Genomic DNA, 26334 nt, shown 5'->3' on the forward strand with positions numbered 1-26334 from the left:
CACGTTTCGTCGTTCCTCCTCCACGCGCTGCGGCTTCGGGGCCGCACCTGCATTCGTATGCGGTCGCCCGGTAACAGGTGCGGCACGGCCTGATGGAGGCCGCATGTGAGAGGAGAATTCCCATGCCAAACTGGTGCTCGAATCGTATGTATTTTTCTGGTGAACCGGCACAGATCGCTGAGATTAAACGACTGGCCAGCGGTGCAGTTACACCGCTTTATCGCCGCGCCACAAATGAAGGTATTCAGCTGTTTCTGGCCGGAAGTGCCGGACTTCTGCAGATCACTGAAAATATCCGCTCTGAGCAGTGCCCCGGAGTGACGGCTGCCGGACGTGGTGCTGTATCACCGGAAAATATCGCGTTCACCCGCTGGCTGACACACCTGCAGAACGGTGTACTGCTGGATGAGCAAAACTGCCTGATGCTGCATGAACTCTGGCTGCAGAGCGGTACTGGACAGCGTCGCTGGGAAGAGTTACCGGATGATGTCAGGGAAACTATCACTGTGCATTTCACCGCAAAAAGAGGTGACTGGTGTGACATCTGGGGTAACGAGGATGTATCGGTGTGGTGGAACCGTCTGTGTGACAACGTACTGCCGGAAAAAACCATGCCGTTTGACCTGCTGACGGTTTTGCCGACCCGCCTGGATATTGAAGTGAATGGCTTTAACGGCGGTGTTCTGAACGGTGTTCCTTCTGCATATCACTGGTATACAGAACGGTATGGCGTGAAGTGGCCTTGTGGGTATGACCTGAATATCAGCAGTCAGGGGGAAAACTTCATTCAGGTAGATTTCGACACGCCGTGGTGTCAGCCGGAAAGCGACGTTGTTGCAGAATTAAGCCGCCGTTTCGGCTGCACGCTGGAGCACTGGTACGCCGAACAGGGCTGCAATTTCTGTGGCTGGCAGTTGTATGAGCGCGGAGAGCTCGTTGATGTGCTGTGGGGGGAACTGGAATGGTCTTCCCCGACAGATGATGATGAGCTGCCGGAAGTCACCGGACCTGCGTGGATAATCGACAATGTGGCGCATTATGGCGGATGAAGTATGACGGAGACGGGCGGGCAACCGCCCGTTTCTTTTCCGACAAAGGATGTCGCCGTGCTCCTCTTTTTACTGCGCCGGCTGACGCGGCGCGGCATAAACGCTGCCTGTGGTCAGTGTCCCGCGTCCGGCCGGGCACGGGACGGGCGCTTTTACCGCTCCCGGCTGGCGTCGGTGACAGTGTACGCCAGCCCGTCGCCCTTTTCTGATGAACGCCCTTCAAGCCGCTTTCGCGGCATAGCCTTGCCGTCAAAAAGACGACGGCTGCGGTATTCCACGGTCGGCCTGACCCGTTACCGGACGCGGTGAACAGCCCACAGGCAGCGGGGAACGGGCACCACAGGGGTGCCCTCCCGGTGCCCTCTGTAAGAGAAGGAGTTTGGTATGTCCCGTTTTGTCCTCGGTAACTGCATCGATGTTATGGCCCGTATCCCTGATAACGCCATTGATTTCATCCTCACCGACCCGCCGTACCTCGTCGGTTTTCGTGACCGTCAGGGGCGTACCATTGCCGGCGATAAAACCGATGAATGGCTGCAACCGGCCTGTAATGAGATGTACCGCGTACTCAAAAAAGACGCGTTAATGGTGAGCTTCTATGGCTGGAATCGCGTCGATCGTTTTATGTCTGCCTGGAAAAATGCGGGATTCAGCGTTGTTGGTCACCTGGTCTTCACCAAAAACTACACATCGAAGGCCGCATATGTGGGCTATCGCCACGAATGTGCCTACATCCTGGCAAAAGGCCGTCCACGTCTGCCACAAAACCCGCTGCCGGACGTGCTGGGCTGGAAATATTCGGGCAATCGCCATCACCCGACGGAAAAGCCCGTTACCAGCCTGCAACCACTGATTGAGAGCTTCACACATCCGAACGCGATTGTGCTGGACCCGTTTGCAGGCAGCGGATCAACCTGCGTGGCCGCTCTTCAGTCCGGACGCCGGTATATCGGTATCGAGCTGCTTGAACAGTATCACCGTGCCGGACAGCAACGACTGACCGCCGTGCAACGGGCCATGCAGCAGGGGGCCGCGAATGATAACTGGTTTGAACCGGAGGCTGCGTAAATGAACTATGCCGGACACGAAAAACTTCGCGCCGACGTGGCGGAGGTGGCCAACACCATGTGTGACCTTCGGGCCAGGCTGAACGATATGGAGCATCGCTGTCGCTTTGATTCCGATGTGCTTGTTGAACGCCTGACACGCCAGACGCTGTATCGCGCCAATCGCCTGTTCATGGAAGCGTATACCGAAATTCTGGAACTGGATTCCTGCTTCAAAGATTGAGAAGGAGACGAGAATGTACGGAACATGCGAAACGCTCTGCCGGGCGCTGGCAGCAAAGTATCCGGGAGATACGCCGCTGATGCTGGTTATCTGGTCCCCGGAAGAAATTCAGGCCCTCGCTGACGGAATGGATATTTCCCTGTCCGATCATGAAATCAGGACTGTCCTGGCGCGCCTGGAGGACATCCCGGAAGACCAGCGGACTGAATCCGGTATTTCTTCCGGTGCGGCGATGGAGATCATCAATAACGTGAGAGAAAACCGCCAGGTGACCGTCCCTGCTGAACTGCTGGCGTCCCTGATTCAGACCGCCGAACAGGCACTGTGGAAACGTGAGTGGGCCGCCCGTGATAACGGCCTCGCCGTCCCGGAATGCGTCACCCGCCGACAGGCGGTGGTTAATCAGGCCCGCGCCCTGCTGAAAAACAACACACGCGAAAACGACTGATGTTATCGCCGCCTGCGGGCGGCGATTCAGGGAGACCATGAATCATGAACGAAACGCTGAATGCACTGATTTGTCGCCACGCCCGTAACCTGCTGCTGGCGCAGGGCTGGCCGGAAGAGACGGATGTTGACCAGCGTAACCCGAAGTATCCGGGCTGGATCAGCATTTATGTTCTGCTGGATGCGCCCCGGCTGGCGACGTTACTTATCAACCGTCACGGCGGCGTACTGCCGCCGCTCCTGGCCTCTGCCATTCAGAAACTGACCGGAACCGGGGCGGAACTTGTTCTGTCCGGCAGTCAGTGGCAGTCGCTGCCGGTACTTCCGGCAGACGGAACGCAGGTGTCTTTCCCGTATGCCGGAGAATGGCTGACCGAAGACGAAATCAGGGCAGTTCTTGATGCGGTGCACGATGCGGTACGCAGTGTCAGTTGCCGGGTGGCAGAAGATGCGCGGCGTATCAGGGCGGCGCTGACCACAACCGGTCAGACGTTGCTGACCCGCCAGACGCGCCGCTTTCGCCTGGTTGTGAAGGAAAGCGATCACCCCTGCTGGCTCGATGAAGACGACGAAAACCTGCCCGTGGTGCTCGATGCCATCCTGAACCGGGGCGCTCGTTTTTCGTCGGTGGAAATGTATCTGGTCAGTGAGTGTGTGGAGCATATCCTGTCCAGTGGGCTGGCCTGCGATGTGCTGCGTATACCTGATGAACCGTCCCGTCGCTGGTTTGACCGGGATATTCTGCGGGAGGTGGTCCTGGAAGCCCGGACTGAAATCCGCAGCATGGCGGATGCACTGGCGAAAATCCGGAAATGATGACGCTGGCGGGGAAAAATCTCCGCCTTTTCCAGCCGGTCCCCGGAAAGAGCAAAAGGATGTCGCCGCAGGCTCCGCTTTACCCGGCCATGCGGGGCATGGCCTTGTGGGTTTTCAGTTATGTGGCCTCAGCGTCGTGTGCGGGCTGTGCCGTGCCTCCATCGTAGCCGGGCTTCTGCGGGCGGGTTGCAAGGTAAGGTGAACCGCTGCGGTCACCCGGTCCCTCCTTCCCGTCTGCCGTGATTTTCCGGTCGTTCACCCGCTCAGATTTCGCGGTCTCACCCTCCAACTCCCGCCAGCCGTGTGCGTCAGGCTGCGGCTTCCCTTGCGCCCTTGCAACCCTGCAGGCCCGGCAAAGATGGAGGCACGGCACCGCCCGGTGTCGCGGAATATGTGAACAACGGAGGAAATCCCATGCAGTATGCGAAACCTGTCACTCTGAATGTTGAAGAGTGCGACCGTCTGTTTTTTCTGCCTTACCTGTTTGGCCAGGATTTTCTGTATGTCGAAGCGTCTGTGTGCGCGCTGGCGAAAAAAATGATGCCGGAATATGAAGGCGGATTCTGGCACTTCATCCGCCTGCCGGACGGTGGCGGTTACATGATGCCGGATGGCGACCGTTTCCACATGGTGAACGGTGAAAACTGGTTTGACCGCACGGTCAGTGCTGATGCCGCAGGCATCATCCTTACCTCCCTTGTGATTAACCGCCAGTTGTGGCTGTACCACGACAGCGGGGATGCAGGGCTGACACACCTGTACAGGATGCGTGATGCGCAGTTGTGGAGCCACATCGAATTTCACCCTGAATGCAACGCGATTTACGCGGCGCTGGACTGATTAACGGACGGGGCGGCAATGCCGCCTCTGTAAAGGAGACGAGAACATGTACTGTACTGTTAAAGAAATTATCCGCGAAGTGCTGGATACAGACGTGCCGGACAGTGAATGCGTTTTTGCCGTAGTGCTGACCCGTGGGGATGTGCGTCACATAGCCCAGGACTGGAGCCTGTCAGACGATGAGCTGGAAACCGTCATGCAGCGGCTGGACGATGCCTTTGAGCATGGTGCGGATGTCAGCGTTGTTCACGACGTTGTTCGTGAACTGATGGAGGAAAAGCACGCCAGCCGTCAGGTGACAGTCCCGGCGGTGATGCTGGAAAAAGTGATGGCGCTGGCAGGCAGTGAAATGAAGCGCCTGTATGCCGTCGGGAGTGAGAACGGGGGCGACGGTGATGCGTTCGTCAGGGAAGAACGCGAAGCAATGGACGTTGTGTTACAGGCGCTGGACGGGGAGCACATGTCATGAATATCAACACGGAAACCCGCGAAATTCTGCGTAATTACAGGGCCGTGATTAATGCGCGGCGTCGTGAAATGGGGCAGAAACCGCTCACCACCGCGCAGATTGTTGATGAAATCTGCGATTTTGTGGTGAATCAGCAGGCGGTTTTCCTCGGCGGTCACTATATCCTTCAGGGCAGCAGAAACAGGTGATACAGGGCAGGCGGTGGAGGCCGCCTGTCAGCCCGCGCGAAAACCCCTGGCAGGCTGGCGCCTGCCGGAAATGCGGGGTGCAGCGCCTGCGGCGCTGCCGGCCCGGCTTTCCGGTCAGAAGGTAGTGTATGGCTGTATGCAGGGAACAGGTGTGATATTCCGTGACACTGTCACCGTTTCTGGCTGTCTTTTATTGCGCCCACTTCGGCTCCCGGCTGCCTGGCGGCATCCGGTCGTCAGGCCCGACTCCGACAGGCAGCTGCTGGCGCACCCGCCAGTCTCCGCCGAACCCGCTGGCGCGGTTTCGGGCTGCCGCTACGGTCCGATGCGTGAAAACCCGGCTTGCAGCGACCGTTCCGGTCGCGCCGCCCCTGTCGCGCCGTGACCTGCGCTCCCTGCACACCTGACGGTGTGTGAGGAAACTGCGCCTGATGGCGCAGCAGTCTTCCCTCCTGCCGCCACCTCTGCGGCCTGTTTCCCGCTGTGGACTTTCCGGGGGGCAGACGTAACCCCCTCCCGTTCCATCTGTCCAGGGTGAGATGCACCGGCCACAAAATTTTTAGCCATGAACCCGGCAAAAAATTTTGCGTCCGCCCCCGGACAGCTGTCCCGTGAGGCGGTAAACGGGCCCCCATCGGAAAGGTCCACTGCGGGGAGAAAACCCTGTGAAGTGGACGGCAGGAGGAGCTTTCGCTCCTCTGAAGGGGGACATGAACGTCCCGTCGCCGGTATCCGGTTTATCTCACATCTTTCAGTCAGGAGGTTCTTATGAGTGCACGTGGTATCAACAAGGTCATCCTCGTCGGGCGTCTGGGAAAAGATCCGGAAGTCCGTTACATCCCAAACGGGGGCGCAGTGGCAAACCTGCAGGTGGCCACGTCAGAAAGCTGGCGTGACAAACAGACGGGGGAGGTGCGGGAGCAGACGGAATGGCACCGCGTGGTGCTGTTCGGCAAGCTCGCGGAAGTGGCAGGTGAATATCTGCGCAAGGGTGCGCAGGTCTACATCGAAGGTCAGCTTCGCACCCGTAGCTGGGAAGATAACGGTATCACCCGTTACGTCACTGAAATTCTTGTTAAGACCACGGGCACCGTGCAGATGCTGGGACGTGCACCACAGCAGAACGCTCAGGCGCAACCGAAGCCTCAGCAGAATGGGCAGCCACAGAGTGCTGACGCGACGAAAAAAGGTGGCGCGAAAACGAAAGGCCGTGGACGTAAGGCCGCGCAGCCAGAGCCTCAGCCGCAACCGCCGGAGGGGGAGGATTACGGGTTTTCAGACGACATCCCGTTCTGATCGGGCTGACTGTGACAACCGCCCCGCCCTGTGCGGGGCATCACCGGAGATATGAGGATGAGCGAATATTTCAGAATACTTCAGGGACTGCCGGACGGCTCCTTTACCCGCGAACAGGCGGAAGCCGTTGCCGCACAGTACCGGAACGTCTTTATCGAGGATGATCAGGGAACGCATTTTCGCCTGGTTGTCCGTCAGGATGGCACGTTGATCTGGCGCTCCTGGAATTTTGAGGACGGTGCCGGGTACTGGATGAACCAGTACATCAGGGATTTCGGGATTCTTAAGTAAGAGAGGTGCCGGACGCGCGAACGTCCGGCAGGACATAAGCAATTATAAGGGGATGATTATGCCTGTAACGAAGTGTGAACCAGAAACCACCCGCAAAGCAAGCCGTAAATCTGTAAAAACGCAGGAAACTGCACTGTCTGCCCTGCTGGCGCAGACGGAGGAAGTGAGCGTGCCGCTGGATTCACTGATTAAATCACCGCTGAATGTGCGCACGGTGCCGTATTCTGCGGAGTCCGTCAGTGAACTGGCTGATTCCATTAAGGGAGTCGGCCTGCTGCAGAATCTGGTTGTTCATGCCCTGCCAGGTGACCGTTACGGTGTCGCCGCAGGTGGTCGCCGACTGGCAGCACTCAACATGCTGGCAGAGCGTGACATCATTCAGGCTGACTGGCCTGTCCGTGTGAAGGTCATTCCGCAGGAGCTGGCGACTGCCGCATCGATGACCGAGAACGGTCATCGTCGGGATATGCACCCTGCCGAACAGATTGCCGGATTCCGCGCAATGGCGCAGGAAGGCAAAACGCCAGCACAAATCGGTGATTTGCTGGGCTATTCACCCCGCCATGTCCAGCGAATACTGAAACTGGCTGACCTTGCGCCTGTCATCCTCGATGCGCTGGCAGAAGACCGCATCACCACCGAACACTGTCAGGCGCTGGCGCTGGAGAACGACACCGCGCGTCAGGTGCAGGTGTTTGAAGCCGCCTGTCAGTCGGGATGGGGCGGTAAACCGGAAGTACAGACCATTCGTCGTCTGGTGACCGAAAGTGAAGTGGCGGTGGCGGGGAACAGTAAATTCCGCTTCGTGGGGGCTGATGCCTTCTCGCCAGACGAACTGCGCACCGATTTGTTCAGCGATGACGGGGACGGTTATGTCGACCGCGTGGCGCTCGATGCTGCTCTGCTGGAAAAACTCCAGGCTGTCGCAGAGTTCCTTCGGGAAGCCGAGGGCTGGGGATGGTGCGCCGGACGCATGGAGCCTGTCGGTGAATGCCGTGAAGATGCCCGGGCATACCGCAACCTGCCGGAGCCGGAAGCGGTGCTGACGGAGGCGGAAGAAGAACACCTGAACGAACTGATGGCACGTTACGACGCGCTGGAAAACCAGTGTGAGGAATCTGACCTGCTGGCAGCAGAAATGAAGCTGATTGACTGCATGGCGAAGGTCAGGGCGTGGACGCCGGAGATGCGTGCCGGAAGTGGCGTGGTGGTGTCCTAGCGTTACGGTAATGTGTGTATCCAGCGTGGTGTGCAGTTGCGCAGTGAGGATGATGTGGCTGACGACGCTGACCGCACGGAACAGGGGCTGGAGAGCGCGTCAGTGGAGGAAATCAGTCTGCCGTTGCTGACTAAACTGACCTCAGAGCGCACGCTGGCAGTCCAGGCAGCACTGATGCAGCAACCGGACAAATCCCTGGCACTGCTGGCATGGACGCTCTGCCTGAATGTGTTTGACAGCAAAGCGCACAGTAGTCCCGCCAGAATTCGCCTGGCATGTGAGCATTATGCGCTGACCAGCGATGCACCGTCGGGGAAGGAAGGTGCCGCATTCATGGCGCTGATGGCAGAACACTCTCGTTTTGCTGCCCTGCTGCCGGAAGGATGGGAACGGGATATGACGACGTTCCTGTCACTCAGCCAGGAGGTGCTGTTATCCCTGCTCAGCTTCTGTACCGCGTGCAGTCTTAACGGTGTCCAGACCCGAGAGTGTGGTCACACGTCACGCAGTCCGCTTGACACGCTGGAAACCGCCATCGGCTTTCACATGCGTGACTGGTGGCAGCCGACAAAAGCAAACTTCTTCGGACACCTGAAAAAGCCGCAGATTATCGCAGCCCTGAATGAGGCAGGGCTGTCCGGTGCCGCACGGGACGCGGAGAAGATGAAGAAAGGCGATGCGGCTGAACATGCAGAGTTCCATATGAAAGACAACCGCTGGGTGCCTGGCTGGATGTGTTCACCACGTCCACAGACGGATGCCACTGAACGCGCCGATAACCTGGCTGATGCCGCCTGATGAACAACCACACCGCCCCGCCGGAGACGGGGCGGCAGAGGGAGAAATACGATGATGAATACCGAACTGACACTGAATGCCCTGCAGTCCATGAATGCCCAGGAATATGAAGAAATCCGTGCTGCGGGAAGCGATATGCGCCGTAATCTCACTCACGAGGTGATGCGTGAAGTGGACGCACCGGCTAACTGGATGATGAACGGAGAGTATGGCAGCGAGTTCGGGGGCTTTTTCCCCGTCCAGGTTCGTTTCACGCCAGCCCACGAACGTTTCCACCTGGCATTATGTTCGCCGGGAGACGTCTCTCAGCTCTGGATGCTGGTTCTGGTGAATGGTGGTGGACAGCCTTTCGCCGTCGTTCAGGTGCAACATATCTTCACGCCTGTCGCGATCAGTCACACGCTGGCGCTTGCCGCGACACTGGATGCGCAGGGATACAGTGTTAACGACATCATCCATATCCTGATGGCAGAAGGAGGTCAGGCATGAGCGCACGTTCACGGGCACTGATCCCCCTCAGCGCAGAACAACAGGCCGCCATGCAGGCGGTGGCTGTCACAGAACAACGTCGTCGTCAGGGACGCACACTTTCAGCATGGCCTTATGCCACCGCTTTCTTTCGCTGCCTGAATGGCAGTCGCCGGATTTCGCTGACCGATCTCCGCTTTTTTGCCCCTGCGCTGACGAAGGAGGAATTTCATGGCAACCGTCTCCTGTGGCTGGCTGCCGTGGATAAACTGATTGAAAGTTTTGGGGAAGTCTGTGTTCTTCCCCTGCCATCCGATGCGGGGCACCGTCTGTTCCCGTCCGTGCCTTTTCGTGAAGGTGAGCGTCGTCGTCAGAAAACCACGCTGACAGAGCAGAAATACAGCCGCCAGCGGGAACGTGAGGCAGAACGACGGGAACTGGAATACCAGACATGTTTTGCTCAGGCGCAGATTGACCTTGCGTTTCATACTCCCGCCACGGTCGGAAGCTGGTTGTCCCGCTGGTCTGGTGTTGTTGAGGAGCATGATCTGGAAACGATTTTCTGGGGGTGGTGCGGGCGTTTTCCATCACTGTCATCATTTGACCGGTTTTTCTGGCAGGAGGAACCACTCTGGCGGCTGATTTTTGAAGCCGGTGAGGCCGGTCGTGGTGCACCGGTACAGGTACGTGCACTTGAGCAGTGGATGATCCCGAACAAGCTGGAGAACGTAATATGATGAAATCAGACGAAAAATACCAGGTTCCCGCGTGGATGCGACCTCTGTTGCCGTTGCTCTGCAACACCGGGGGGAACGATCCGGAAGAACTGCTGAATGATACAGAAACCACTGCCAGTGCGAATGTTGTCCGTTATGTACTGATAGTTGCTGTGCGGTCGCAGGTTGATCTGCTGCAGCTTCTGTACAGGAAAGGGCTGTTGCGCACAGAGATACCAGGTGGCTTTTCACCGGAAGAAGCGCAGGCACTCCTGGATAATCTGGTGCGCAGCCATATCAGCAAGGCGCTGTCGGGCGAGCGAATGGCAGCCCGTGACAGAAATGCCGATCTGGCCTGGATTAGACAGCAACTGGTCGATGCCGCCTGGTTTGTCCGTGCCACACTGGAAGCGCATGGGATGAGCGTCGGAAATGAGAGTCCCCCTGCTCCGCCAGAGACAATGCCGGACATACAGACACGGGAACTGGTGATGTTGATCAAGCGACTGGCATCATCGCTGAAAGCGGTGAAACCGGACAGTTGTGTGGTGCGTGAAGCGCAGGACTGGCTGCGCGACAGAAAACTTGTGGATATCACAGATATTCTCCGGTGAACCAGGCATGTATATTTTACGCAGGGACATGCCGGTCATGATCGTTTCGTTCCAGGGGTGGTCTGGAGATCATGCGGTGTGCTCCCTGCTCTCGCCGGAATAAGGACGTCGCCGCCGGCTCCGCTTTTACCCGGCCATGCGGGGCATGGCCTTGTGGGTTTTCAGTTATGTGGCCTCAGCATCGTGTGCGGGCTGTGCCGTGCCTCCATCGTAGCCGGGCTTCTGCGGGCGGGTTGCAAGGTAAGGTGAACCGCTGCGGTCACCCGGTCCCTCCTTCCCGTCTGCCGTGATTTTCCGGTCGTTCACCCGCTCAGATTTCGCGGTCTCACCCTCCAACTCCCGCCAGCCGTGTGCGTCAGGCTGCGGCTTCCCTTGCGCCCTTGCAACCCTGCAGGCCCGGCAAAGATGGAGGCACGGCACCGCCCGGTGTCGCAGAACATGTGACTATGGAGGATTCGGGAATGTCTGTTGTTGCACCTGCTGTATACGTTGGAACCTGGCACAAATACAACTGTGGAAGCATCGCTGGCCGCTGGTTTGACCTGACAACGTTTGATGATGAACGCGACTTTTTCGCCGCCTGCCGTGCCCTTCACCAGGATGAAACCGACCCGGAACTGATGTTTCAGGATTATGAGGGATTCCCGGGGAATATGGCCTCTGAATGCCATATCAACTGGGCCTGGGTTGAAGGCTTCCGCCGGGCACGGGATGAAGGCTGCGAAGAGGCTTATCGTCTCTGGGTGGATGATACCGGTGAGACGGATTTTGACACCTTCCGCGATGCCTGGTGGGGCGAGGCTGACAGTGAGGAGGCTTTTGCGGTTGAGTTCGCCAGTGATACCGGCCTGCTGGCTGACGTGCCGGAGACGGTGGCGCTCTATTTTGACTATGAGGCGTATGCGCGGGATTTATTCCTGGACTCCTTCACCTTTATTGACGGTCATGTGTTCCGTCGGTGATTTACTCCCCCGCTCCGGCGGGGGTATGGCCTGCCAGGCCGCCGGAAAACCCTGGCAGGCTTACGCCTGCCTGAAATGCAGGAGGGCCGCGCCTGCGGCGCTGCCCTTCCTGCCCGTCATGGTGTGAGGCATTTTTCTGTTATGTCGTTTCTGTTGTTCTGATTTCCGGAGGCGGGGACACCTTCGGCTCCCGGCTGCCTGGCGGCATCCGGTCGTCAGGCCCGACTCCGACAGGCAGCTGCTGGCGCACCCGCCAGTCTCCGCCGAACCCGCTGGCGCGGTTTCGGGCTGCCGCTACGGTCCGATGTCTGAAAAACCAGGCTTGCAGCGACCGTTCCGGTCGCGCCGCCTCTGTCGCGCCGTGACCTGCGCTCCCTGCACACCTGACGGTGTGTAAGGAAACTGCGCCTGATGGCGCAGTTGTCTGCCCTTCCGCCGCCCCCCCTGCGGCCTGTTTCCCCGCTGTGGACTTTCCGGGGGCTGAAGCGGCCACAACACGTTTCAGCCGTCCAGGGGAGAGATGTACCAGCCACAAAACTTTTTGCCGCAAGCGTCAAAAACTTTTGCGTCTGCCCCCGGACAACTGCCCCGTGCCGTGGCTGTCGCTGCCCCATCGGAAAGGTCCACTGCGGGGAGAAACCCCGAAGAAGTGGACGGCAGAAGGGGCTTTCGCCCCTCCGGGGGAGCAACCGGTCGGCCCGGCGACCTGATTCAGCAGAAGGAGACGTTTTCATGACAGTCAGCAGCACGATTTCCGTTTTTTGCCGCGACGGGGTGTTCCGTACCGTTTACTGCCACCTGCACGGTGAGCCGACCTGGAACGGTCGCATCCTGCATACCCACTATGCCACCGGTCAGCAGGCCGAAGCCCTGGTTGAACACGGTGATATCCGTTGCCTTGGTCCCCGTTGCGACAAACCCGCCGGGCATACGCTTCAGAACCCGGTGGACGGTGTGACGGCTTATTACGGACGTGACAGTGGTTTCCGGATGGACAGTGAGGCGCGTGAGTACCGTTCTTTCAGGGAGGCTATTGCCACTGAAAGCACTGAAGAGGTGCGCTTCCATTATGTGTTCATCGACGGCTACTGGAAGGTGATGTACCGCACGCCGGAAGGCTGGAAGATGAAAGCGCTCGCGCTGGCACTGCGTCGCTGTCCGGAATGAAAAAAAGCAGGGCGATAAACCCTGCCTCTCTCCGCCGGCGCTTCCCCGCCAGGAAGCCCGGCATCTCAATCACTATCTATGGAGATTATGCCATGAGACCATCAATTATCTTCGCAACCGCCGAGTATGTAAAGCGTCTGCGTGAAGAGTGCCTGCGGGAGAACAAACCCCTGCACCGCCATACCCGCTTCAGACGCCAGGAACTGGCACCGGATGAGATTAACCCGGACGTCCTGGCGATGGGCGGTCATATCGCCAGACGCTGCAGTGAGCAGAAGCGGGTACGTATCCCCGCTATGAAAGTCAGCGAATGGGGCCACCTGCTCCGCGCGCTTGAAATTGAACGGGTCTGTCACTGATTAACCCCTGCCGTCTGCCTGTGCAGGTGGCAGGATGTGTTCAGGTACTTTACCAGGAGGAACCGTGAGCAAGATGAAAAACATCACGACGTCTGTGTTGCATGGTGTCTCCACAAAAAACAGAAAAGGGAAACAGATTCTCTTTCATTCAGGGCCCGGGAGGGCTGGAGATAACAATGAAGTCTTGTTTTGATACTGACAAAGCTTTTCATATGTCTTTTGATGAAGTCACTTTCAACGCTGACAGAATTCGCTCAAAACTGGAACTATTATCCGAAGAACTAATGCCCCGTTGTGGTCTTGTTTATGAGCTATATCAGCGACGTTTGAGTGCTGCTATTGATAATTTTGTGGCCACATTGCCGACAGAACAACATCTACTGGTCCTGGAACTGGCCCGTGAGGAGTTTGATTACCTTTCCGCAGAAGAGATTGCTGAAGAAATACGCCGTGACTCAGAACGCGGCTATTGTTGTCATGGCTTTGAACGCAATTGCTGTCCTCTCGGTTGTGGGGATTTGGGCGATGATTGCTGCGATGCTGCTGATTTGATGGAGGAACCGTGAGTAAGAAGAAAAACACCACGACGCCCACGCCGCATGATGCTGCGTTCCGGTCGTTCCTGGCGAATCCCGACGTCGCCAGAGATTTTCTGGAACTGCATCTTCCGGCGGAGTACCGGCAGTTGTGCGACCTGTCCACGCTGAAGCTGGAACCCGCCACCTTTGTTGAGCCGGACCTGCATCAGTACGCCAGCGATATCCTCTGGAGCGTGAAAACCACCGGGGGTGAAGATGGCTATGTTTATACGCTCATCGAGCACCAGAGCACCGAAAATCTGTACATGCCTTTCCGCATGTTACGTTACAGTGTGGCGGCGATGCAGAGACATCTGGAGCAGCACAAAACGTTGCCACTGGTGATTCCTGTACTGTTCTATCATGGTGAGCGCAGCCCGTACCCGTACAGCATGAACTGGCTGGACTGTTTTGAGAATCCGGCACTTGCGGCTAAAATATACACAAAGCCGTTTCCGCTGGTTGATATCACTGTCGTTGATGACAATGAAATCATGAACCATCGCCGGATGGCCGCACTGACGCTGCTGATGAAGCATATCCGCCATCGTGACATGATGGAGCTGCTGGACAAACTCCCGCAGGTCATGGTGGAAATTTCAGATGAGCAGGTGCGTGTTCTGATTCATTACATCGTTAACGCAGGGGACTCTGTATCACCGGAATTTATGCGGGCGCTGGCTGAGCGTCTGCCGCAGCATGAGGATAAACTGATGACTATCGCTGAACGTCTTGAGCAAAAAGGTCGCCAGGAAGGCAGGATGGAAGGACGCATGGAAGGAGCGCTTGAAAAAGCCCTGGCTATTGCGTGCCAGCTTCAGAAAATGGGGATGACGCCGGAGCAGATTAAGCAGGCTACCGGACTTTCCGATGACGAACTGAAGAAAATCACTCACTGATGAGAACCACAAAGCCCGGCAAAATGCCGGGCTTTGTGGTCAGCAGGAGCAGAGCAAACAGCATGACGATTGCAGAACGTCTTATACAGAAAGGTTTCGACGAGGGTTTTAAACAAGGGGCTCTTGAAGTGGCGCGGGAAATAGCCTGCCGGCTTCGGGATATAGGCTGGCCGCCGGAACGGATTCAGGAGGTCACGGGACTTTCCGGTGAAGAACTGAAAAAACTGTTTCCTGATGAGCAGTAGCCTGGCATTCAGCCAGGCTGTGAATTACGCTCACACATCCTCTGCCGTTTCCCCCAGTTCATTTTCCAGTCGCCTGATGATATCTGCCTTGTGCATCCCCTGCATGTGAGGCAGCAGGTCACGGACTGAAAGTGCCTGGGTGGTCCTCCAGACGGTGACATCCACCTGCTCCGCATTTTCCCAGGCGTGCCATGTTCTCTGTGTCACGCCAAATTCTCTGGCCGCTTTTTCGCGTGACCAGAGCATGCTTTTTCGCCAGATTCGCAGTTCCCAGCCGGTCATAAAATACCTTTGAAAAAGTGAAAAAACTTCACTTTATTTTATCACCATAATCACCAAATCAGCGCGAAAAATAAGTGTGAAAAAGTGAAGAAATTTCACTTTTTTTGATTGTTGATGTCGTGCTGTTTTCTCTGTTTTCACCTGTGCGGGAGTGGTGTACCAGTGACCACCGCATGCCGTTGTTGTGCCGTCGGTTTTCTCCGGTCGCGCCGGATGCGGCGCTCCCTGCACACCTGACGGTGTGTAAGGCCACTGCGCCTGATGGCGCTGCTATCTCTGCCTGTCTGCCGCCGCACTGCGGCCTGTTCTCCGCAGACGGACTTTCCGGGGAACATACACGACCACATCCCGTTTCAGTTATCCAGGGGAGAGATGTACCAGCCACAAAACTTTTTGCCGCAGGCGTCAAAAACTTTTGCGTCTGCCCCCGGACAACTGCCCCGTGACGTGGTGAGCATCCCCCGTCGGAAAGGTCCACTGCGGGGAAATCCCCGAAGACCCGGACGGCAGAAGGAGCTTCGCTCCTCCGGGAAATGACCTGGCTGACCCGGCAGTCGTGACGATGAGGAGACAATGTGATGAATCAGACTTTACCCACTGCTGACCTGAATACTGCCGGCACGACAGATGTTATTCCGTCTGTAGCTATCGACCGCATCATCGCGCAGCGTAACGAAGGTATTGCACTGTTCATGCAGGCGATGGAATGCCTGGCGACAGCGCGCAGGATTCTGCTCGATGCTTCCGGTGACATTTTTCTCTACGGGTTTGAAGACTGTGTGACTGACTCCGTTCGATGCATGGATAAACCGGAAGAAGCGAAAAGGAATATCACCCGTCTTGCCGACCGTAAAATCTGGGACCGCCTGATGGCGGATACGGGGATGTACACCTTCATGAGTTCATGCCAGCGTGATGAGTGGAACAGCCAGCTGATGAGCGACACCTGTCCTGAAATCACCCTGGACAATGTACTGGCAACTTTTCGCCATCTGAATGCCAGCAAGATGCAGACATTTGAACAGGGACTGATTGATGTCTACCGGAAATTGTCATGGGATTACAGAACCAATAATCCCTGCCGTCTGGGCAAGAAAATCATTATTGAAAACCTGCTGTACCGCTGGAGTAACGGGCGTGTGACGCTGGACTGCAGCGGACGGGAGGCACTGGATGACCTTGTACGTCCTTTTTATCTGCTGGAGGGGCGCAACGTTCCTGACTTCCGGAGCAGCATCGGGGCGCAGTATGGTGAATTTCTCGGGAACGGTGACAATGTCGGTAAGCTGTTAGAAGGGGAATATTTTACGGTGCGTGGCTACCAGAAAGGGACCGTACACATTGTCTTTAAGCGTCCTGACCTTGTTGAAAAACTGAATGATATTATTGCACGGCATTATCCTGGTGCATTGCCGCCACGAGTCTGATTAAACAGAAAAGCCCAGGTATTTATGCCGGGGCTTTTTTTTCTGTAATCATCATAATCTCAGAACACAATGTGACATTGTCACATCAATTGTTGTTCATATCGATGCCATCTTTCCTGCCTGAATCTGTCTTTTTAGGTGCTGTTTTAGAGGAAGAACGGCGGGATGGTTTTTTCGATTCTGCTTCCCGAATAATGTCACGAAGTGCTTTCTCTCCTACTTCATACCCTGCATTTTTGAGCGTGTCACGAACATCTGTCAGTGTATAACCCTTTGTCCTTACCAGGATAATGATGTCATCACGAATGGCATCAAGAAAATCACGCAATGTTTTCCGTTGAGCGGTGAGGTCCGGCAATTCCGATAAGGCAGCTTTTGCCAGCTGGATGTCATCATCTGAGTAAAATTTTTTAGAAGCCATTGGCACTGTCTCTCCGTTTCATGTTGAAGTCTGATTTTATCATCAAAAACTGACTCCTGGCAGGGCTGCGCCCTGCCTCTGCCGTCTGCATAAGACTATGATGCACAAAAATAACAGGCTATAATGGCCTGAAAAACGGGACAGGATGTGGGAATGTCGGACCGCGCACGCGCACTCAGACATTCCCCACCTGGTCAGGGCTTTGCCCCGACACCCCGGTAAGGAGCAGACCATGAGTGAGAAGAAAACCCGAACGGGCAGTGAGAACAGGAAGAGAATTGTAAAATTCACGGCGAGATTCACGGAGGATGAGGCTGAAATCGTAAGAGAAAAAGCGGAGTCAAGTGGACAGACGGTTTCAACATTTATACGAAGCTCTTCACTGGATAAGGTGGTTAACTGCCGTACTGACGACCGTATGATTGATGAGATTATGCGTCTTGGCCGCCTTCAGAAGCATCTGTTTGTGGAGGGAAAACGCACTGGTGATAAGGAGTATGCAGAGGTTCTTGTTGCCATTACTGAATATGTCAATGCTCTGCGAAGAGACTTAATGGGACGCTGAGATAACTGCTGATGAATGCCATTATTCCGCACAAAAGACGTGACGGCAGGTCTTCCTTTGAAGACCTGATTGCGTACACGTCTGTGCGGGATGATGTGCAGGAAAATGAGCTCACAGAAGACAGCGAAATCAAGAGTGATGTCCCTCACCGCAACCGTTTCAGACGGCTTGTTGATTATGCAACACGCCTGCGTAACGAAAAATTTGTCTCCCTGATTGATGTGATGAAAGACGGCAGTCAGTGGGTAAATTTCTATGGCGTAACCTGTTTCCATAACTGCAATTCACTGGAAACAGCTGCTGAAGAGATGCAGTACAAGGCGGACAAAGCTGTTTTTTCCCGTAATGATACAGACCCCGTTTTCCACTACATTCTTTCCTGGCCTGCGCATGAAAGCCCGCGTCCTGAGCAGCTTTTTGACTGTGTGCGTCACACACTGAAATCTCTTGAACTCTCAAAACATCAGTACGTGGCTGCCGTTCATACGGACACGGATAATCTGCATGTGCATGTTGCCGTGAATCGTGTACATCCTGAAACTGGTTATATTAACTGGCTTTCCTGGAGCCAGGAAAAACTCAGCCGTGCATGTCGTGAACTTGAACTTAAGCACGGATTCGCGCCTGATAATGGCTGCTTTGTGCATGCACCCGGCAACCGTATTGTGCGCAAAACAGCGCTGGTACGTGAGCGCCGTAATGCCTGGCGACGCGGGAAAAAGCAGACGTTCAGGGAATATATTGCGCAGATGTCGATTGCCGGGCTGCGTGAAGAGCCAGCACAGGACTGGTTATCTTTGCATAAACGGCTGGCCAGTGATGGTCTGTATATCACGATGCAGGAAGGGGAACTGGTGGTGAAGGATGGCTGGGACAGAGCGCGGGAAGGTGTTGCACTCAGTTCGTTCGGACCGTCATGGACAGCTGAAAAACTGGGGCGGAAACTGGGGGAATATCAGCCTGTACCGACAGATATTTTCAGTCAGGTGGGGACACCCGGTCGTTATGATCCGGAAGCCATAAACGTTGATATCCGGCCGGAAAAAGTGGCAGAAACGGAGAGTCTGAAACAGTACGCCTGCCGTTATTTTGCCGAACGCTTACCGGAAATGGCGAGAAATGGTGAGCTGGAAAGTTGCCTGGATGTGCACAGAACTCTGGCAAAGGCTGGATTATGGATGGGGATCCAGCACGGGCATCTGGTACTGCATGATGGATTTGATAAACAACAGACACCAGTACGTGCAGACAGTGTGTGGCCGTTAATGACGCTGGATTATATGCAGGATCTGGATGGTGGATGGCAGCCTGTACCGAAGGATATTTTTACTCAGGTTATACCCGGAGAACGATTCCGGGGACGTAATCTTGGTACTCAGGCTGTCAGTGATTACGAATGGTATCGTATGCGGATGGGGACAGGTCCACAGGGAGCAATAAAGCGCGAACTGTTTTCTGATAAGGAAAGTCTGTGGGGGTACACGACTGTTCAGTGTGAGTCGTTGATTGAAGATATGATCGCGGGCGGGAATTTCAGCTGGCAGGCGTGCCATGAGATGTTTGCGCGTAAAGGGCTTATGTTGCAGAAACAGCATCATGGTCTTGTGATTGTGGATGCGTTTAATCATGAGCTCACACCAGTGAAGGCCAGCAGTATCCACCCGGATTTGACGTTATCCAGGGCTGAGCTGCAGGCAGGGCCATTTGAGATTGCAGGTGCAGATATATTTGAACGGGTGAAGCCTGAATGTCGCTACAATCCGGAACTTGCTGCCAGCGATGAAGTGGAACCCGGCTTCCGGCGCGATCCTGTACTGCGTCGTGAACGCCGTGAAGCCCGTGCAGCTGCGCGGGAAGATTTGCGCGCGCGTTATCTTGCATGGAAGGAGCACTGGCGTAAACCCGACTTACGTTACGGAGAACGGTTACGGGAAATTCATGCTGCCTGCCGTCGGCGCAAGGCGTATATCCGTGTGCAGTTCCGGGATCCACAATTGCGTAAGCTGCATTACCATATTGCGGAAGTGCAGCGTATGCAGGCGCTGATCAGGCTGAAGGAGAGTGTGAAGGAAGAGCGGTTGTCACTGATTGCGGAGGGTAAGTGGTATCCTTTGTCCTACCGGCAGTGGGTGGAGCAACAGGCGGTACAGGGAGACAGAGCTGCATTATCACAGTTACGTGGCTGGGATTATCGTGATCGTCGCAAAGACAAGCGACGAACAACGAATGCCGACCGCTGCGTGATTCTCTGTGAACCGGGAGGAACTCCACTTTATGAAGACACTGGCGTTCTCGAAGCCCGTCTGCAGAAAGATGGCAGTGTGCGTTTTCGTGATCGGAGGAATGGCGAGTTAGTCTGTGTGGATTATGGGGACCGTGTGGTGTTCTACCATCATCAGGACAGAAATGAACTGGTGGATAAGCTGAATCTGATTGCTCCTGTATTGTTTGATCGTGAGCCAGGAATGGGTTTTGAACCGGAAGGCTCATATCAACAGTTTAATGATGTATTTGCGGAAATGGTGGCCTGGCATAATGCAGCTGGAATAACCGGAAATGGACACTTTGTAATCAGCCGCCCGGATGTGGATTTACATCGTCAGCGTAGTGAACAGTACTACCACGAATATATCAGGCAACAGAAAAGCATATCCGGGGGGCATGGCGCATCTTATGCTCCAGTTCAGGATAATGAGTGGACGCCACCATCACCTGGAATGTAGGGATGAGGAGTGGATATTAAAAATCTTAACTTGTATTAGTTAAGATTTTCTTTGCTCTGACAGAGCTATGGTACTGAGATCTATATGGATTGAGGAGCAATATATGGGGGTAAAGAAAATCGTTATGCTGGCTATTTTAGTCAGCTTTGTGGCGGGATGTGCGCCATTACATCCTTCAAATTGCCATAAAACTACAGCCCTGGGTAGTTGCAGTTCAGGACGTTGGGATGATCAGGATGAATGGGGGGAGCAGGCACGGGGAATCAGGGATGCAATTAATGCTAAACTTGATGATCCGCAAAAATGGAAAAGGAAAAAATGCAGGTTGCATATGGAATTCTCCCGGGATGGCACGGCGTTAAAAATATCAACCAGTAATGGCGATAAAGCCTATTGCGAAGCGATAAAGTCAGCAGCCCATAAAGCTAAATTTCCGGCCTTCAACAATCCGGAAGTTTATAGAGATTTTCAAAAATCCGGCTTTGACATGCGCGGTTAGCTCCACGACATATCTGTAGGGCTAACAGAAGACTGTCAGGTTGGCTGATTACTACACTGGAACCTGAGGTACTTTGCCTCAGGTTATGTTGACATACTCAAAAATAGATTCTTACATTATCCCGGTAACGGCGTCCTTCATCGGCCTGCCAGTTACCATCAATGGTATTGGTACCCTCGTTCTTTCTGTCTGTGATGTTAATAAGGGCAAAATTAATCAGCATGTCTGGCAGGATCTGGGAATTCATACCAATATCCATAGAAGTGAATCTATTACGAACGTGGGGAACCCTGGCACCATTTTTTGTGCTGCCCATATTTGTTTTCATGTATAATTCATAATCAAAGCGTTCATCCTGATTTAGCTTAACTGATTAAAATCCGTAGATTATGATTTTATCAGTGTTGTGACTTTATTTATTATGGGGAGCTTACCCAGTATTTCGAAATTATCGGGAGAACACTTGTACCATCTGTTTGAGCCTGCAAGTATTTCTCTGTCCCATCGTCTGACCCTCTCCCCGTTTCTGAGTATGCATATCATATAGTTTTCGGGCACCATCAGTGTCCGGGCTGCCAGAAGACTATTTTTAAACGTCAGGGAAGTGATATTGATATCTTCTCCGGAATTTTTACGATAAATAACAGACCATGAGTTTTCTTCCGGGCTACTAATACACATTTATTGTACCTCTGGTGATGGATTGAAATCCTGAATCCTCCGCTTACTATGGTGAGCGGAGGAGATTAATAATCGCGTAAAGGTTGTTATTAAAATCAGCCATACAGGTGTTATCAGAATCTTTTTTTACGACTCTCTTGTTTTCCACCTGATGGTGTCTGAGCGACATTTTTTTTATGGGGCGGGGATGCAGTTAGATCCGGTACAGGTAACAGCATCTCCAGGGGGAGCAGAGTATTCAGAATCGCCTTCACTGAAGGTATATCTTCAGGACCAGAGTGTTCCTCTTCCGGACGATTCAGTGTGATATAACATACCCGGCGTTCTTCCCTGGTTGTGTTATTGATAGTGTGCACAGCCTTTTTCCACAGTTCGTTTGCCCGGGATTCGATATCTGTATCATATTGCGGAAGCAGATCCAGTGATGTCTGCGCTGTTGCCAACCGGCGCTGGAATGTATCAATGATACGGTAAGGCTCTGTACGGTTTTTACGACGTTTACGGGATGGTTTTGCTGTCAGTACACCGATGATGCTGCTGACATGCTCCGGTGTGGGGAGCCTGCGCTGCACTGTCCTGGGGACGAGACGGCGGAGACGCTCCAGCCGGGGGGCTTCAACGGAAATATAGCGGTTGATGACCACCGGATCACTGTCGCAACTTTTCTCGCTGTCCGGAATATACACAGAGGCTGACGGCACCACATCCCCCTGGAAAACGGTAAAGAACTCACCGGCATTCAGTCTGATCAAATCCTGCACGTCGATTTTGCTTTCCATCTGGATGGTGATCTGGTTACCGTCCACCCAGGACTCACCCATCACACCATCGTGGCGCTGCAGGCTGCCCATTCTGGCCCGTGCCTCTTCACCGGCGGCATTTTTCACCGTTCTTGCCGTTTTGTCGTCACTGACAATGCGTCCGGCGAATTTGGTGCCGGCGTTCTGCATCAGTGTGGCGGTGTTGGTGGCGGAGGTCTGCCCTTCAATTCGCTCCTGATCCTGCGCCGTCATTATCAGGGAAAACTCCAGTGAACGTACCTGGGTGGCCTCCACAGCAATGCGGTCTGTGTAGTAGGCACCGACTTCGTCAAGGATACAGATATAGGGGAAGCTGCCTTTGTATTTTTTGACTTCCAGGGTCTGTGCATCTGTGCCTTCCAGCCGGTAGCCCAGGTCACGGGCGAGGAGCATGCTCTGCTGGGTGACGAACATACGACCGAGTGCCGACGTGGTATGAGCCGATGTGTCCAGTGCAGGGATCATCACAATCAGAATGCGGTCGCTGTGAATACTGTCGCGAATATCGATGTCGCCGGCATCTGCCGCAAAGACGTCCCCGAAGGTTTCGGCAAAGGTTGTGAACGTTTCCGAGAACTGACCGGAGAGATAAGCATGCTGTTTACGGGGCTCCTCAGTCCAGGCTGACGGCGTTCTCACCAGTGACATATCGAATCCCGGGACATCCTGCAGGTAGTTTCGCAGTGGTGCGATAGCTTCTTCCGGCCACTGGTCATCAAGGCCACGGCAATAGAGTTTTGCCATCCCTTCCAGCGTCATATGTTCCCGTAACATCTGCAGGGACATGGTTTTACCTTCCCGGACGCACCAGAATTTTGTGCCAAAGACCAGGGCCTTGTTCATGGCTATCGCCCGTGACTGCCATTCACCGCCCTGAACGTTCTGGGGCAGCATGGACTGCATGGTTTCGGCGGTGAAGGCTTCGGTGCTGAATGCGAACGGGTTCCAGGTGTTTGACTGTGGGCGGGATTTTTCGCCGCTCTGAATGATTTCACTGCGGGATTTTCCGCCGTTCATGAAGTTGATGACTTCGATATCATCCTCCCTGCCAAAACGTCGGGAGAGATACCAGATTGTCCTCGTGGTATCGTTCTGTGCCTTTCCGTCAACAAAGGTAAAGCCTCTTCCCCAGCAGAGCGGGTTGAGCAGCCAGGCAAAGGTGGTTTCTGTTTTACCGCCACCGGTGGTGGCAAAAAACATGACATGCCGGGTGAGGTCATCCATGCTCAGCCAGAGCTCACGACCGATATCGTTGATACGGCGGTAACCGACATAAAAAATCCCCCGGGCGGGGAATGTTTCATCCGCTTCATACTGAAACAGGGTGGGCCAGAAGCTGAAGAGGCTTCTCCTGACCTTTCTGTCCTGGGAGGGGTCATCAAGGCTGAGTGTCATGGGCATACGCAGGGGGCATCGCCAGCGTTGCAGCATGAATATCACGGAGGTGACCAGGGTGAACAGCAGGCAGACAGGAAGGGCCAGTGGCCATATCAGCGCCGTAATGATACTGCCGGCCAGACACAGACCAGTGATGTTCAGGTTATGCAGTGCATTCCACAACGGGTTTCCCCAGGCCGTGCGGTGTATGAGGTCAGGATTAACGTGGTGCTGGCTCATTGTGATACTCCTCGCTATCTGTTGCTTTCAGGAAGAGGCGAACGGAAGTGGCGTCTTTCAGGATACCGGACGGCAGGTGCCAGCCGGTATCTGATAACACCCAGGGGGTTCCGCCAAAACCGAACTGGCGGAAAGCCTGGTTATTGACATCGATGGCAGCACGTGCGGCGGTCAGACACTGTCCATCCTGTGCGGCCGGTGCATCGCCGGTGGGGGCCATACCACTGTCAGCGGAATACAGCTGATGCCATCCGGTCGCCCGTTTTTGTGAGTCCGGTTCACACAGCAGCGGAGCAGTCCGCTTTGTACTGGACTCCCCGCCAATCACGGAGACCGGATAAATCACCACGCTGAATTCCCGGGCCAGTTGCTTAAGCGCGGGTTCCAGCAGACGGCAGTTGATGCATGCGGGGTCAAGGAAGGCGTACAGCGTGCGTTCATGACCAGTGGACAGGTTAATGGTGAACATCCCCCGGTCTGCGTTGCGTTTAAGTACTGTGGCCAGATTACGGCGGGCCTCAGCGGCCTGAACGTGTTGTTCTTCCGTCACTGCCGTCGGAGCGGGGGCAGAAGAAGGTTCCTGCTGTGTGGGAGCCGGGCGGGCCGGGATGCTGTTAACATGATGTTCCGTATGTGGGCGTGGTGTCTCTGTGTCGGTTACTGGTTCAGCTCTCCATTCCTGAGATGTAGGGTAAGCCAGCGTGGAAGGGGGCTCTGCCTTCATCCAGTGGTAACCTGCAACTGTCGCCGGCAGAGCAATTCCGGCGATAAAGCCACACATCAGTGTCCGCCAGAAGCCATTTTTCCGGGAGGGATGTTTTCCTTTTCCGGCATATTCGGCATCCAGGCAGGCATCAATCGCTGAGAGCATTCTGCCGGTGTGATGTCCGGGACGTTCTGCATCAACGGTATCAACAAGCACCGTTTCGGTTATTTCGCGAAAAGGGGAACTGAAGGACAGGTGCATCAGCCTGTTATTACGGTTAATCAGTGCGCCCAGTTCTGTGACTGGCAGGATGGCAATCACCTCCCGATTACCGTCAGGGTACAGGGCGGTCAGGGACAGGTGTTTATTATTCAGTGTTGCAGTGTAGTGGATGGTCATTGTTCTTTTTCCTTGTCGGCGGGATGCTGTTTTTCGGTGGTTTCGGTGGTTTCGGTGGTTTCGGTGGTTTCGGTGGTTTCGGTGGTTTCGGTGGTTTCACCAGTGTCAGTGTCTTCGTCGTTATCATGGCGGCGGGGTATCACGTCATCCGTGAGTGACCAGCGGGTCCTGATCTGACGTTTACGATCGCGATCTGGCTGAGGTTCGTCCCATATCAGGCCCAGCCCCAGCATGTCCCGTCGAAGCCCTTCAATGGCCTCTTCCACACAGGGTTCCGGGCAGGGGAGGCCGAGACGGCTGGCTTCATTTTCTGCCCGGGCAACGGCCACCACGCCGGCCCCTTCGATGAAGCCTTTTGTGGTGTTTGCCCGGTGAAGGGCATAGAAGAGCGTCCGGTCAACGCCCTTGAGCCACAGCCAGTTGGGGGGCGTCAGGCGCAAATCATGTGCGTAAAGCCAGACAAGACCGCTGCGAACGTAACGGTGCTGCCTGAGCCACTGTTGTGCGTCTTCTGTTTTTATGACCCGGATAAAGGCGTTTCTGGCCAGTGAATACACTGGCGTGCTGAAACGCCCCTGGTCCCGCTTGCTTTTGAGTCTGCAGGAGAGGTTGAGGTTATTCATCAGGGAAACAGCCGATTTCCGGTCCCCAAGGAAGAACTGCAGGCCAAAGACGGCAAAGAGTGCTTTTTCATGTGGAGCCATGTCTTTCCAGGTGGTCAGAGGCTGGCCCAGTTGCGCCATAAAGCACTGGCGCGTGGCCGCAACATCGAGCTGCATGTTGCGGATAAGGTTGTTCTGCTCCACAAAGGCTTCGGGGGTTAGAGCGACACGGCGCTCGGGACGTTTTTGTCCGTGGAAGAGTCTGTTGCTGTCTCCGTCAGCCAGAACGGGGGCGATCGCCGGTGACAGTGATGAAAACAGATGTGGCAGCGTGTGGATATTCAGTGGTCTGCGGGTGAAGCGGGGCTGGGCCGGATGCTGAAACCACATCCACAGAAAGCCGATCGTCATGGGAAGCAGAATCAGCCAGAGGATCCCCACGGTCTGTGACATGACATCCAGCCACTGGCTGAAAGTGATCGTTGCAGCGTTGTTGGCGGTGTTGGCCAGCAGGTTATAACGGGGGGCGGCAAAATGGTGAAAAGGCCCCCAGTCAGTCATCCCCCACATTGTGTGCAGGATCAGGCAGGTGGCAAAGACGATGTCGGGTAAAAAGAGCCAGATGAGAAGCGCAAAGAGCAGACATATGGTGCCAACGATATACCATATGTTCATCGGGTCTTCTGTTGTGGGGGAGTGTTGGTAAGACACGAGGATTCCTCCATCGATAAATAGATAAATTTCGGGATGAGGCTGAGTGGAATTAATGCGAACAATCGCCGGTAATGACCGGGCAGGGCTGAATTCAGCAGGGCATTTTCACAGGAACAGCAGAAGGTGGTGAGAGACAGGCACAAAAAAGCCGACTGGTGAGGCCGGCTTTTTTGCGATCCCAGGGAGA

The 26334-nt window shown here is 55.0% G+C and carries 33 protein-coding genes and 1 pseudogene; 26 read left to right on the forward strand and 8 right to left on the reverse strand.

Annotated features, from left to right (window positions below; genetic code table 11):
* Positions 1-146: 146 nt before the first annotated feature.
* Positions 147-1049, forward strand: a complete 903-nt coding sequence (locus tag J4728_RS20885; RefSeq protein WP_001330417.1) for a DUF1281 domain-containing protein — start codon at positions 147-149, stop codon at positions 1047-1049.
* Here J4728_RS20885 and J4728_RS24210 read toward each other — a convergent pair.
* Entirely contained in the window at positions 1000-1230 is a 231-nt protein-coding gene (locus J4728_RS24210; protein ID WP_306234079.1) for an arginase, read from the reverse strand. The two genes, J4728_RS20885 and J4728_RS24210, sit on opposite strands and share 50 nt — an antisense overlap.
* On the opposite strand from J4728_RS24210, the gene J4728_RS20890 reads away from it, so the two are divergent.
* The 21 genes and pseudogenes from J4728_RS20890 (at position 1146) to J4728_RS20990 (ending at position 14711) form a co-directional block, all read left to right on the forward strand.
* The gene (locus J4728_RS20890) at positions 1146-1358 is read left to right on the forward strand and encodes a hypothetical protein (RefSeq protein ID WP_077793698.1); all 213 of its coding nucleotides are present in this window, start codon (positions 1146-1148) and stop codon (positions 1356-1358) included. The two genes, J4728_RS24210 and J4728_RS20890, sit on opposite strands and share 85 nt — an antisense overlap.
* A gap of 75 nt (positions 1359-1433) precedes the next feature.
* Complete coding sequence (locus J4728_RS20895) at positions 1434-2117, forward strand: DNA methylase (protein WP_000086137.1); 684 nt, start codon at positions 1434-1436, stop codon at positions 2115-2117.
* The gene (locus tag J4728_RS20900) at positions 2118-2339 is read left to right on the forward strand and encodes a hypothetical protein (protein WP_001104873.1); all 222 of its coding nucleotides are present in this window, start codon (positions 2118-2120) and stop codon (positions 2337-2339) included.
* On the forward strand, positions 2269-2787 hold the full coding sequence (locus J4728_RS20905) for a DUF1380 family protein (RefSeq protein WP_223168556.1): 519 nt from the start codon (positions 2269-2271) through the stop codon (positions 2785-2787). Before J4728_RS20900 ends, J4728_RS20905 begins: the two co-directional genes overlap by 71 nt.
* A gap of 44 nt (positions 2788-2831) precedes the next feature.
* On the forward strand, positions 2832-3602 hold the full coding sequence (locus J4728_RS20910; protein ID WP_001006204.1) for a hypothetical protein: 771 nt from the start codon (positions 2832-2834) through the stop codon (positions 3600-3602).
* A gap of 414 nt (positions 3603-4016) precedes the next feature.
* Positions 4017-4442: an antirestriction protein gene (locus J4728_RS20915; RefSeq protein ID WP_001198882.1), complete on the forward strand. Its 426-nt coding sequence runs from the start codon at positions 4017-4019 to the stop codon at positions 4440-4442.
* A gap of 46 nt (positions 4443-4488) precedes the next feature.
* On the forward strand, positions 4489-4911 hold the full coding sequence (locus J4728_RS20920) for a DUF1380 family protein (protein WP_000271732.1): 423 nt from the start codon (positions 4489-4491) through the stop codon (positions 4909-4911).
* Complete coding sequence (locus J4728_RS20925) at positions 4908-5099, forward strand: hypothetical protein (protein ID WP_001024838.1); 192 nt, start codon at positions 4908-4910, stop codon at positions 5097-5099. Before J4728_RS20920 ends, J4728_RS20925 begins: the two co-directional genes overlap by 4 nt.
* Before the next feature lie 13 nt (positions 5100-5112).
* Positions 5113-5484, forward strand: a complete 372-nt coding sequence (locus J4728_RS20930; RefSeq protein WP_072105516.1) for a hypothetical protein — start codon at positions 5113-5115, stop codon at positions 5482-5484.
* Positions 5485-5867: 383 nt separating this feature from the next.
* On the forward strand, positions 5868-6395 hold the full coding sequence (locus J4728_RS20935) for a single-stranded DNA-binding protein (RefSeq protein ID WP_021532391.1): 528 nt from the start codon (positions 5868-5870) through the stop codon (positions 6393-6395).
* A gap of 57 nt (positions 6396-6452) precedes the next feature.
* On the forward strand, positions 6453-6686 hold the full coding sequence (locus tag J4728_RS20940; RefSeq protein ID WP_000006024.1) for a DUF905 domain-containing protein: 234 nt from the start codon (positions 6453-6455) through the stop codon (positions 6684-6686).
* Between the two features lie 58 nt (positions 6687-6744).
* Positions 6745-8703, forward strand: a pseudogene (locus J4728_RS20945) (ParB/RepB/Spo0J family partition protein).
* Between the two features lie 54 nt (positions 8704-8757).
* Complete coding sequence (gene psiB, locus J4728_RS20950) at positions 8758-9192, forward strand: conjugation system SOS inhibitor PsiB (protein ID WP_001578018.1); 435 nt, start codon at positions 8758-8760, stop codon at positions 9190-9192.
* Entirely contained in the window at positions 9189-9908 is a 720-nt protein-coding gene (locus J4728_RS20955) for a plasmid SOS inhibition protein A (RefSeq protein WP_001276270.1), read from the forward strand. Before psiB ends, J4728_RS20955 begins: the two co-directional genes overlap by 4 nt.
* Entirely contained in the window at positions 9905-10501 is a 597-nt protein-coding gene (locus J4728_RS20960) for a hypothetical protein (RefSeq protein WP_000977998.1), read from the forward strand. The genes J4728_RS20955 and J4728_RS20960 overlap by 4 nt, the downstream gene beginning before the upstream one ends.
* Before the next feature lie 461 nt (positions 10502-10962).
* A complete protein-coding gene (locus J4728_RS20965) occupies positions 10963-11463 on the forward strand; it encodes an antirestriction protein ArdA (RefSeq protein WP_014065718.1) in 501 nt (166 codons plus the stop codon).
* A gap of 732 nt (positions 11464-12195) precedes the next feature.
* Complete coding sequence (locus J4728_RS20970; protein WP_000218862.1) at positions 12196-12630, forward strand: hypothetical protein; 435 nt, start codon at positions 12196-12198, stop codon at positions 12628-12630.
* A gap of 92 nt (positions 12631-12722) precedes the next feature.
* Positions 12723-12989 (forward strand): hypothetical protein, encoded by a 267-nt coding sequence (locus J4728_RS20975; RefSeq protein WP_001247860.1) that lies wholly within the window; start codon positions 12723-12725, stop codon positions 12987-12989.
* 176 nt (positions 12990-13165) lie between these two features.
* Entirely contained in the window at positions 13166-13555 is a 390-nt protein-coding gene (locus J4728_RS20980) for a hypothetical protein (protein ID WP_000833767.1), read from the forward strand.
* The gene (locus J4728_RS20985; RefSeq protein ID WP_000038334.1) at positions 13552-14466 is read left to right on the forward strand and encodes an Rpn family recombination-promoting nuclease/putative transposase; all 915 of its coding nucleotides are present in this window, start codon (positions 13552-13554) and stop codon (positions 14464-14466) included. Before J4728_RS20980 ends, J4728_RS20985 begins: the two co-directional genes overlap by 4 nt.
* Complete coding sequence (locus J4728_RS20990; protein ID WP_021577253.1) at positions 14466-14711, forward strand: hypothetical protein; 246 nt, start codon at positions 14466-14468, stop codon at positions 14709-14711. The genes J4728_RS20985 and J4728_RS20990 overlap by 1 nt, the downstream gene beginning before the upstream one ends.
* A gap of 30 nt (positions 14712-14741) precedes the next feature.
* Here the strand turns inward: J4728_RS20990 and J4728_RS20995 are convergent, their stop codons facing one another.
* A complete protein-coding gene (locus J4728_RS20995) occupies positions 14742-14993 on the reverse strand; it encodes a helix-turn-helix transcriptional regulator (RefSeq protein ID WP_000148280.1) in 252 nt (83 codons plus the stop codon).
* Between the two features lie 33 nt (positions 14994-15026).
* Entirely contained in the window at positions 15027-15224 is a 198-nt protein-coding gene (locus tag J4728_RS24215) for a hypothetical protein (RefSeq protein ID WP_024189120.1), read from the reverse strand.
* 347 nt (positions 15225-15571) lie between these two features.
* Between J4728_RS24215 and J4728_RS21005 the strand changes: the two genes are divergently transcribed.
* Positions 15572-16420 (forward strand): DUF4942 domain-containing protein, encoded by an 849-nt coding sequence (locus J4728_RS21005; protein WP_001077044.1) that lies wholly within the window; start codon positions 15572-15574, stop codon positions 16418-16420.
* Positions 16421-16505: 85 nt separating this feature from the next.
* On the opposite strand, the gene J4728_RS21010 is transcribed toward J4728_RS21005, so the two are convergent.
* Positions 16506-16841: a molybdopterin-guanine dinucleotide biosynthesis protein MobC gene (locus J4728_RS21010; protein WP_000157083.1), complete on the reverse strand. Its 336-nt coding sequence runs from the start codon at positions 16839-16841 to the stop codon at positions 16506-16508.
* A gap of 232 nt (positions 16842-17073) precedes the next feature.
* On the opposite strand from J4728_RS21010, the gene mobA reads away from it, so the two are divergent.
* From mobA to J4728_RS21025, 3 genes are all read left to right on the forward strand, one after another.
* Complete coding sequence (mobA, locus tag J4728_RS21015; protein ID WP_001291058.1) at positions 17074-17406, forward strand: plasmid mobilization protein MobA; 333 nt, start codon at positions 17074-17076, stop codon at positions 17404-17406.
* A gap of 11 nt (positions 17407-17417) precedes the next feature.
* Complete coding sequence (locus J4728_RS21020; RefSeq protein WP_000991387.1) at positions 17418-20129, forward strand: relaxase/mobilization nuclease domain-containing protein; 2712 nt, start codon at positions 17418-17420, stop codon at positions 20127-20129.
* A gap of 67 nt (positions 20130-20196) precedes the next feature.
* Positions 20197-20628 (forward strand): cell envelope integrity TolA C-terminal domain-containing protein, encoded by a 432-nt coding sequence (locus J4728_RS21025; protein ID WP_001335086.1) that lies wholly within the window; start codon positions 20197-20199, stop codon positions 20626-20628.
* Between the two features lie 97 nt (positions 20629-20725).
* On the opposite strand, the gene J4728_RS21030 is transcribed toward J4728_RS21025, so the two are convergent.
* The 4 genes from J4728_RS21030 to trbA form a co-directional block, all read right to left on the reverse strand.
* Positions 20726-20956: a hypothetical protein gene (locus J4728_RS21030; RefSeq protein ID WP_071591569.1), complete on the reverse strand. Its 231-nt coding sequence runs from the start codon at positions 20954-20956 to the stop codon at positions 20726-20728.
* Positions 20957-21422: 466 nt separating this feature from the next.
* Positions 21423-23726, reverse strand: a complete 2304-nt coding sequence (gene trbC / locus J4728_RS21035; protein ID WP_000077664.1) for an F-type conjugative transfer protein TrbC — start codon at positions 23724-23726, stop codon at positions 21423-21425.
* Complete coding sequence (locus tag J4728_RS21040; RefSeq protein WP_000152387.1) at positions 23707-24831, reverse strand: DsbC family protein; 1125 nt, start codon at positions 24829-24831, stop codon at positions 23707-23709. Before J4728_RS21040 ends, trbC begins: the two co-directional genes overlap by 20 nt.
* Complete coding sequence (trbA, locus tag J4728_RS21045) at positions 24828-26144, reverse strand: IncI1-type conjugal transfer protein TrbA (protein ID WP_001401585.1); 1317 nt, start codon at positions 26142-26144, stop codon at positions 24828-24830. Before trbA ends, J4728_RS21040 begins: the two co-directional genes overlap by 4 nt.
* Positions 26145-26334 lie beyond the last annotated feature (190 nt).

It is taken from the genome of Salmonella sp. 32070601201500089SM (genome assembly GCF_017573605.1).
In the GTDB taxonomy this organism is placed as follows: domain Bacteria; phylum Pseudomonadota; class Gammaproteobacteria; order Enterobacterales; family Enterobacteriaceae; genus Salmonella; species Salmonella enterica.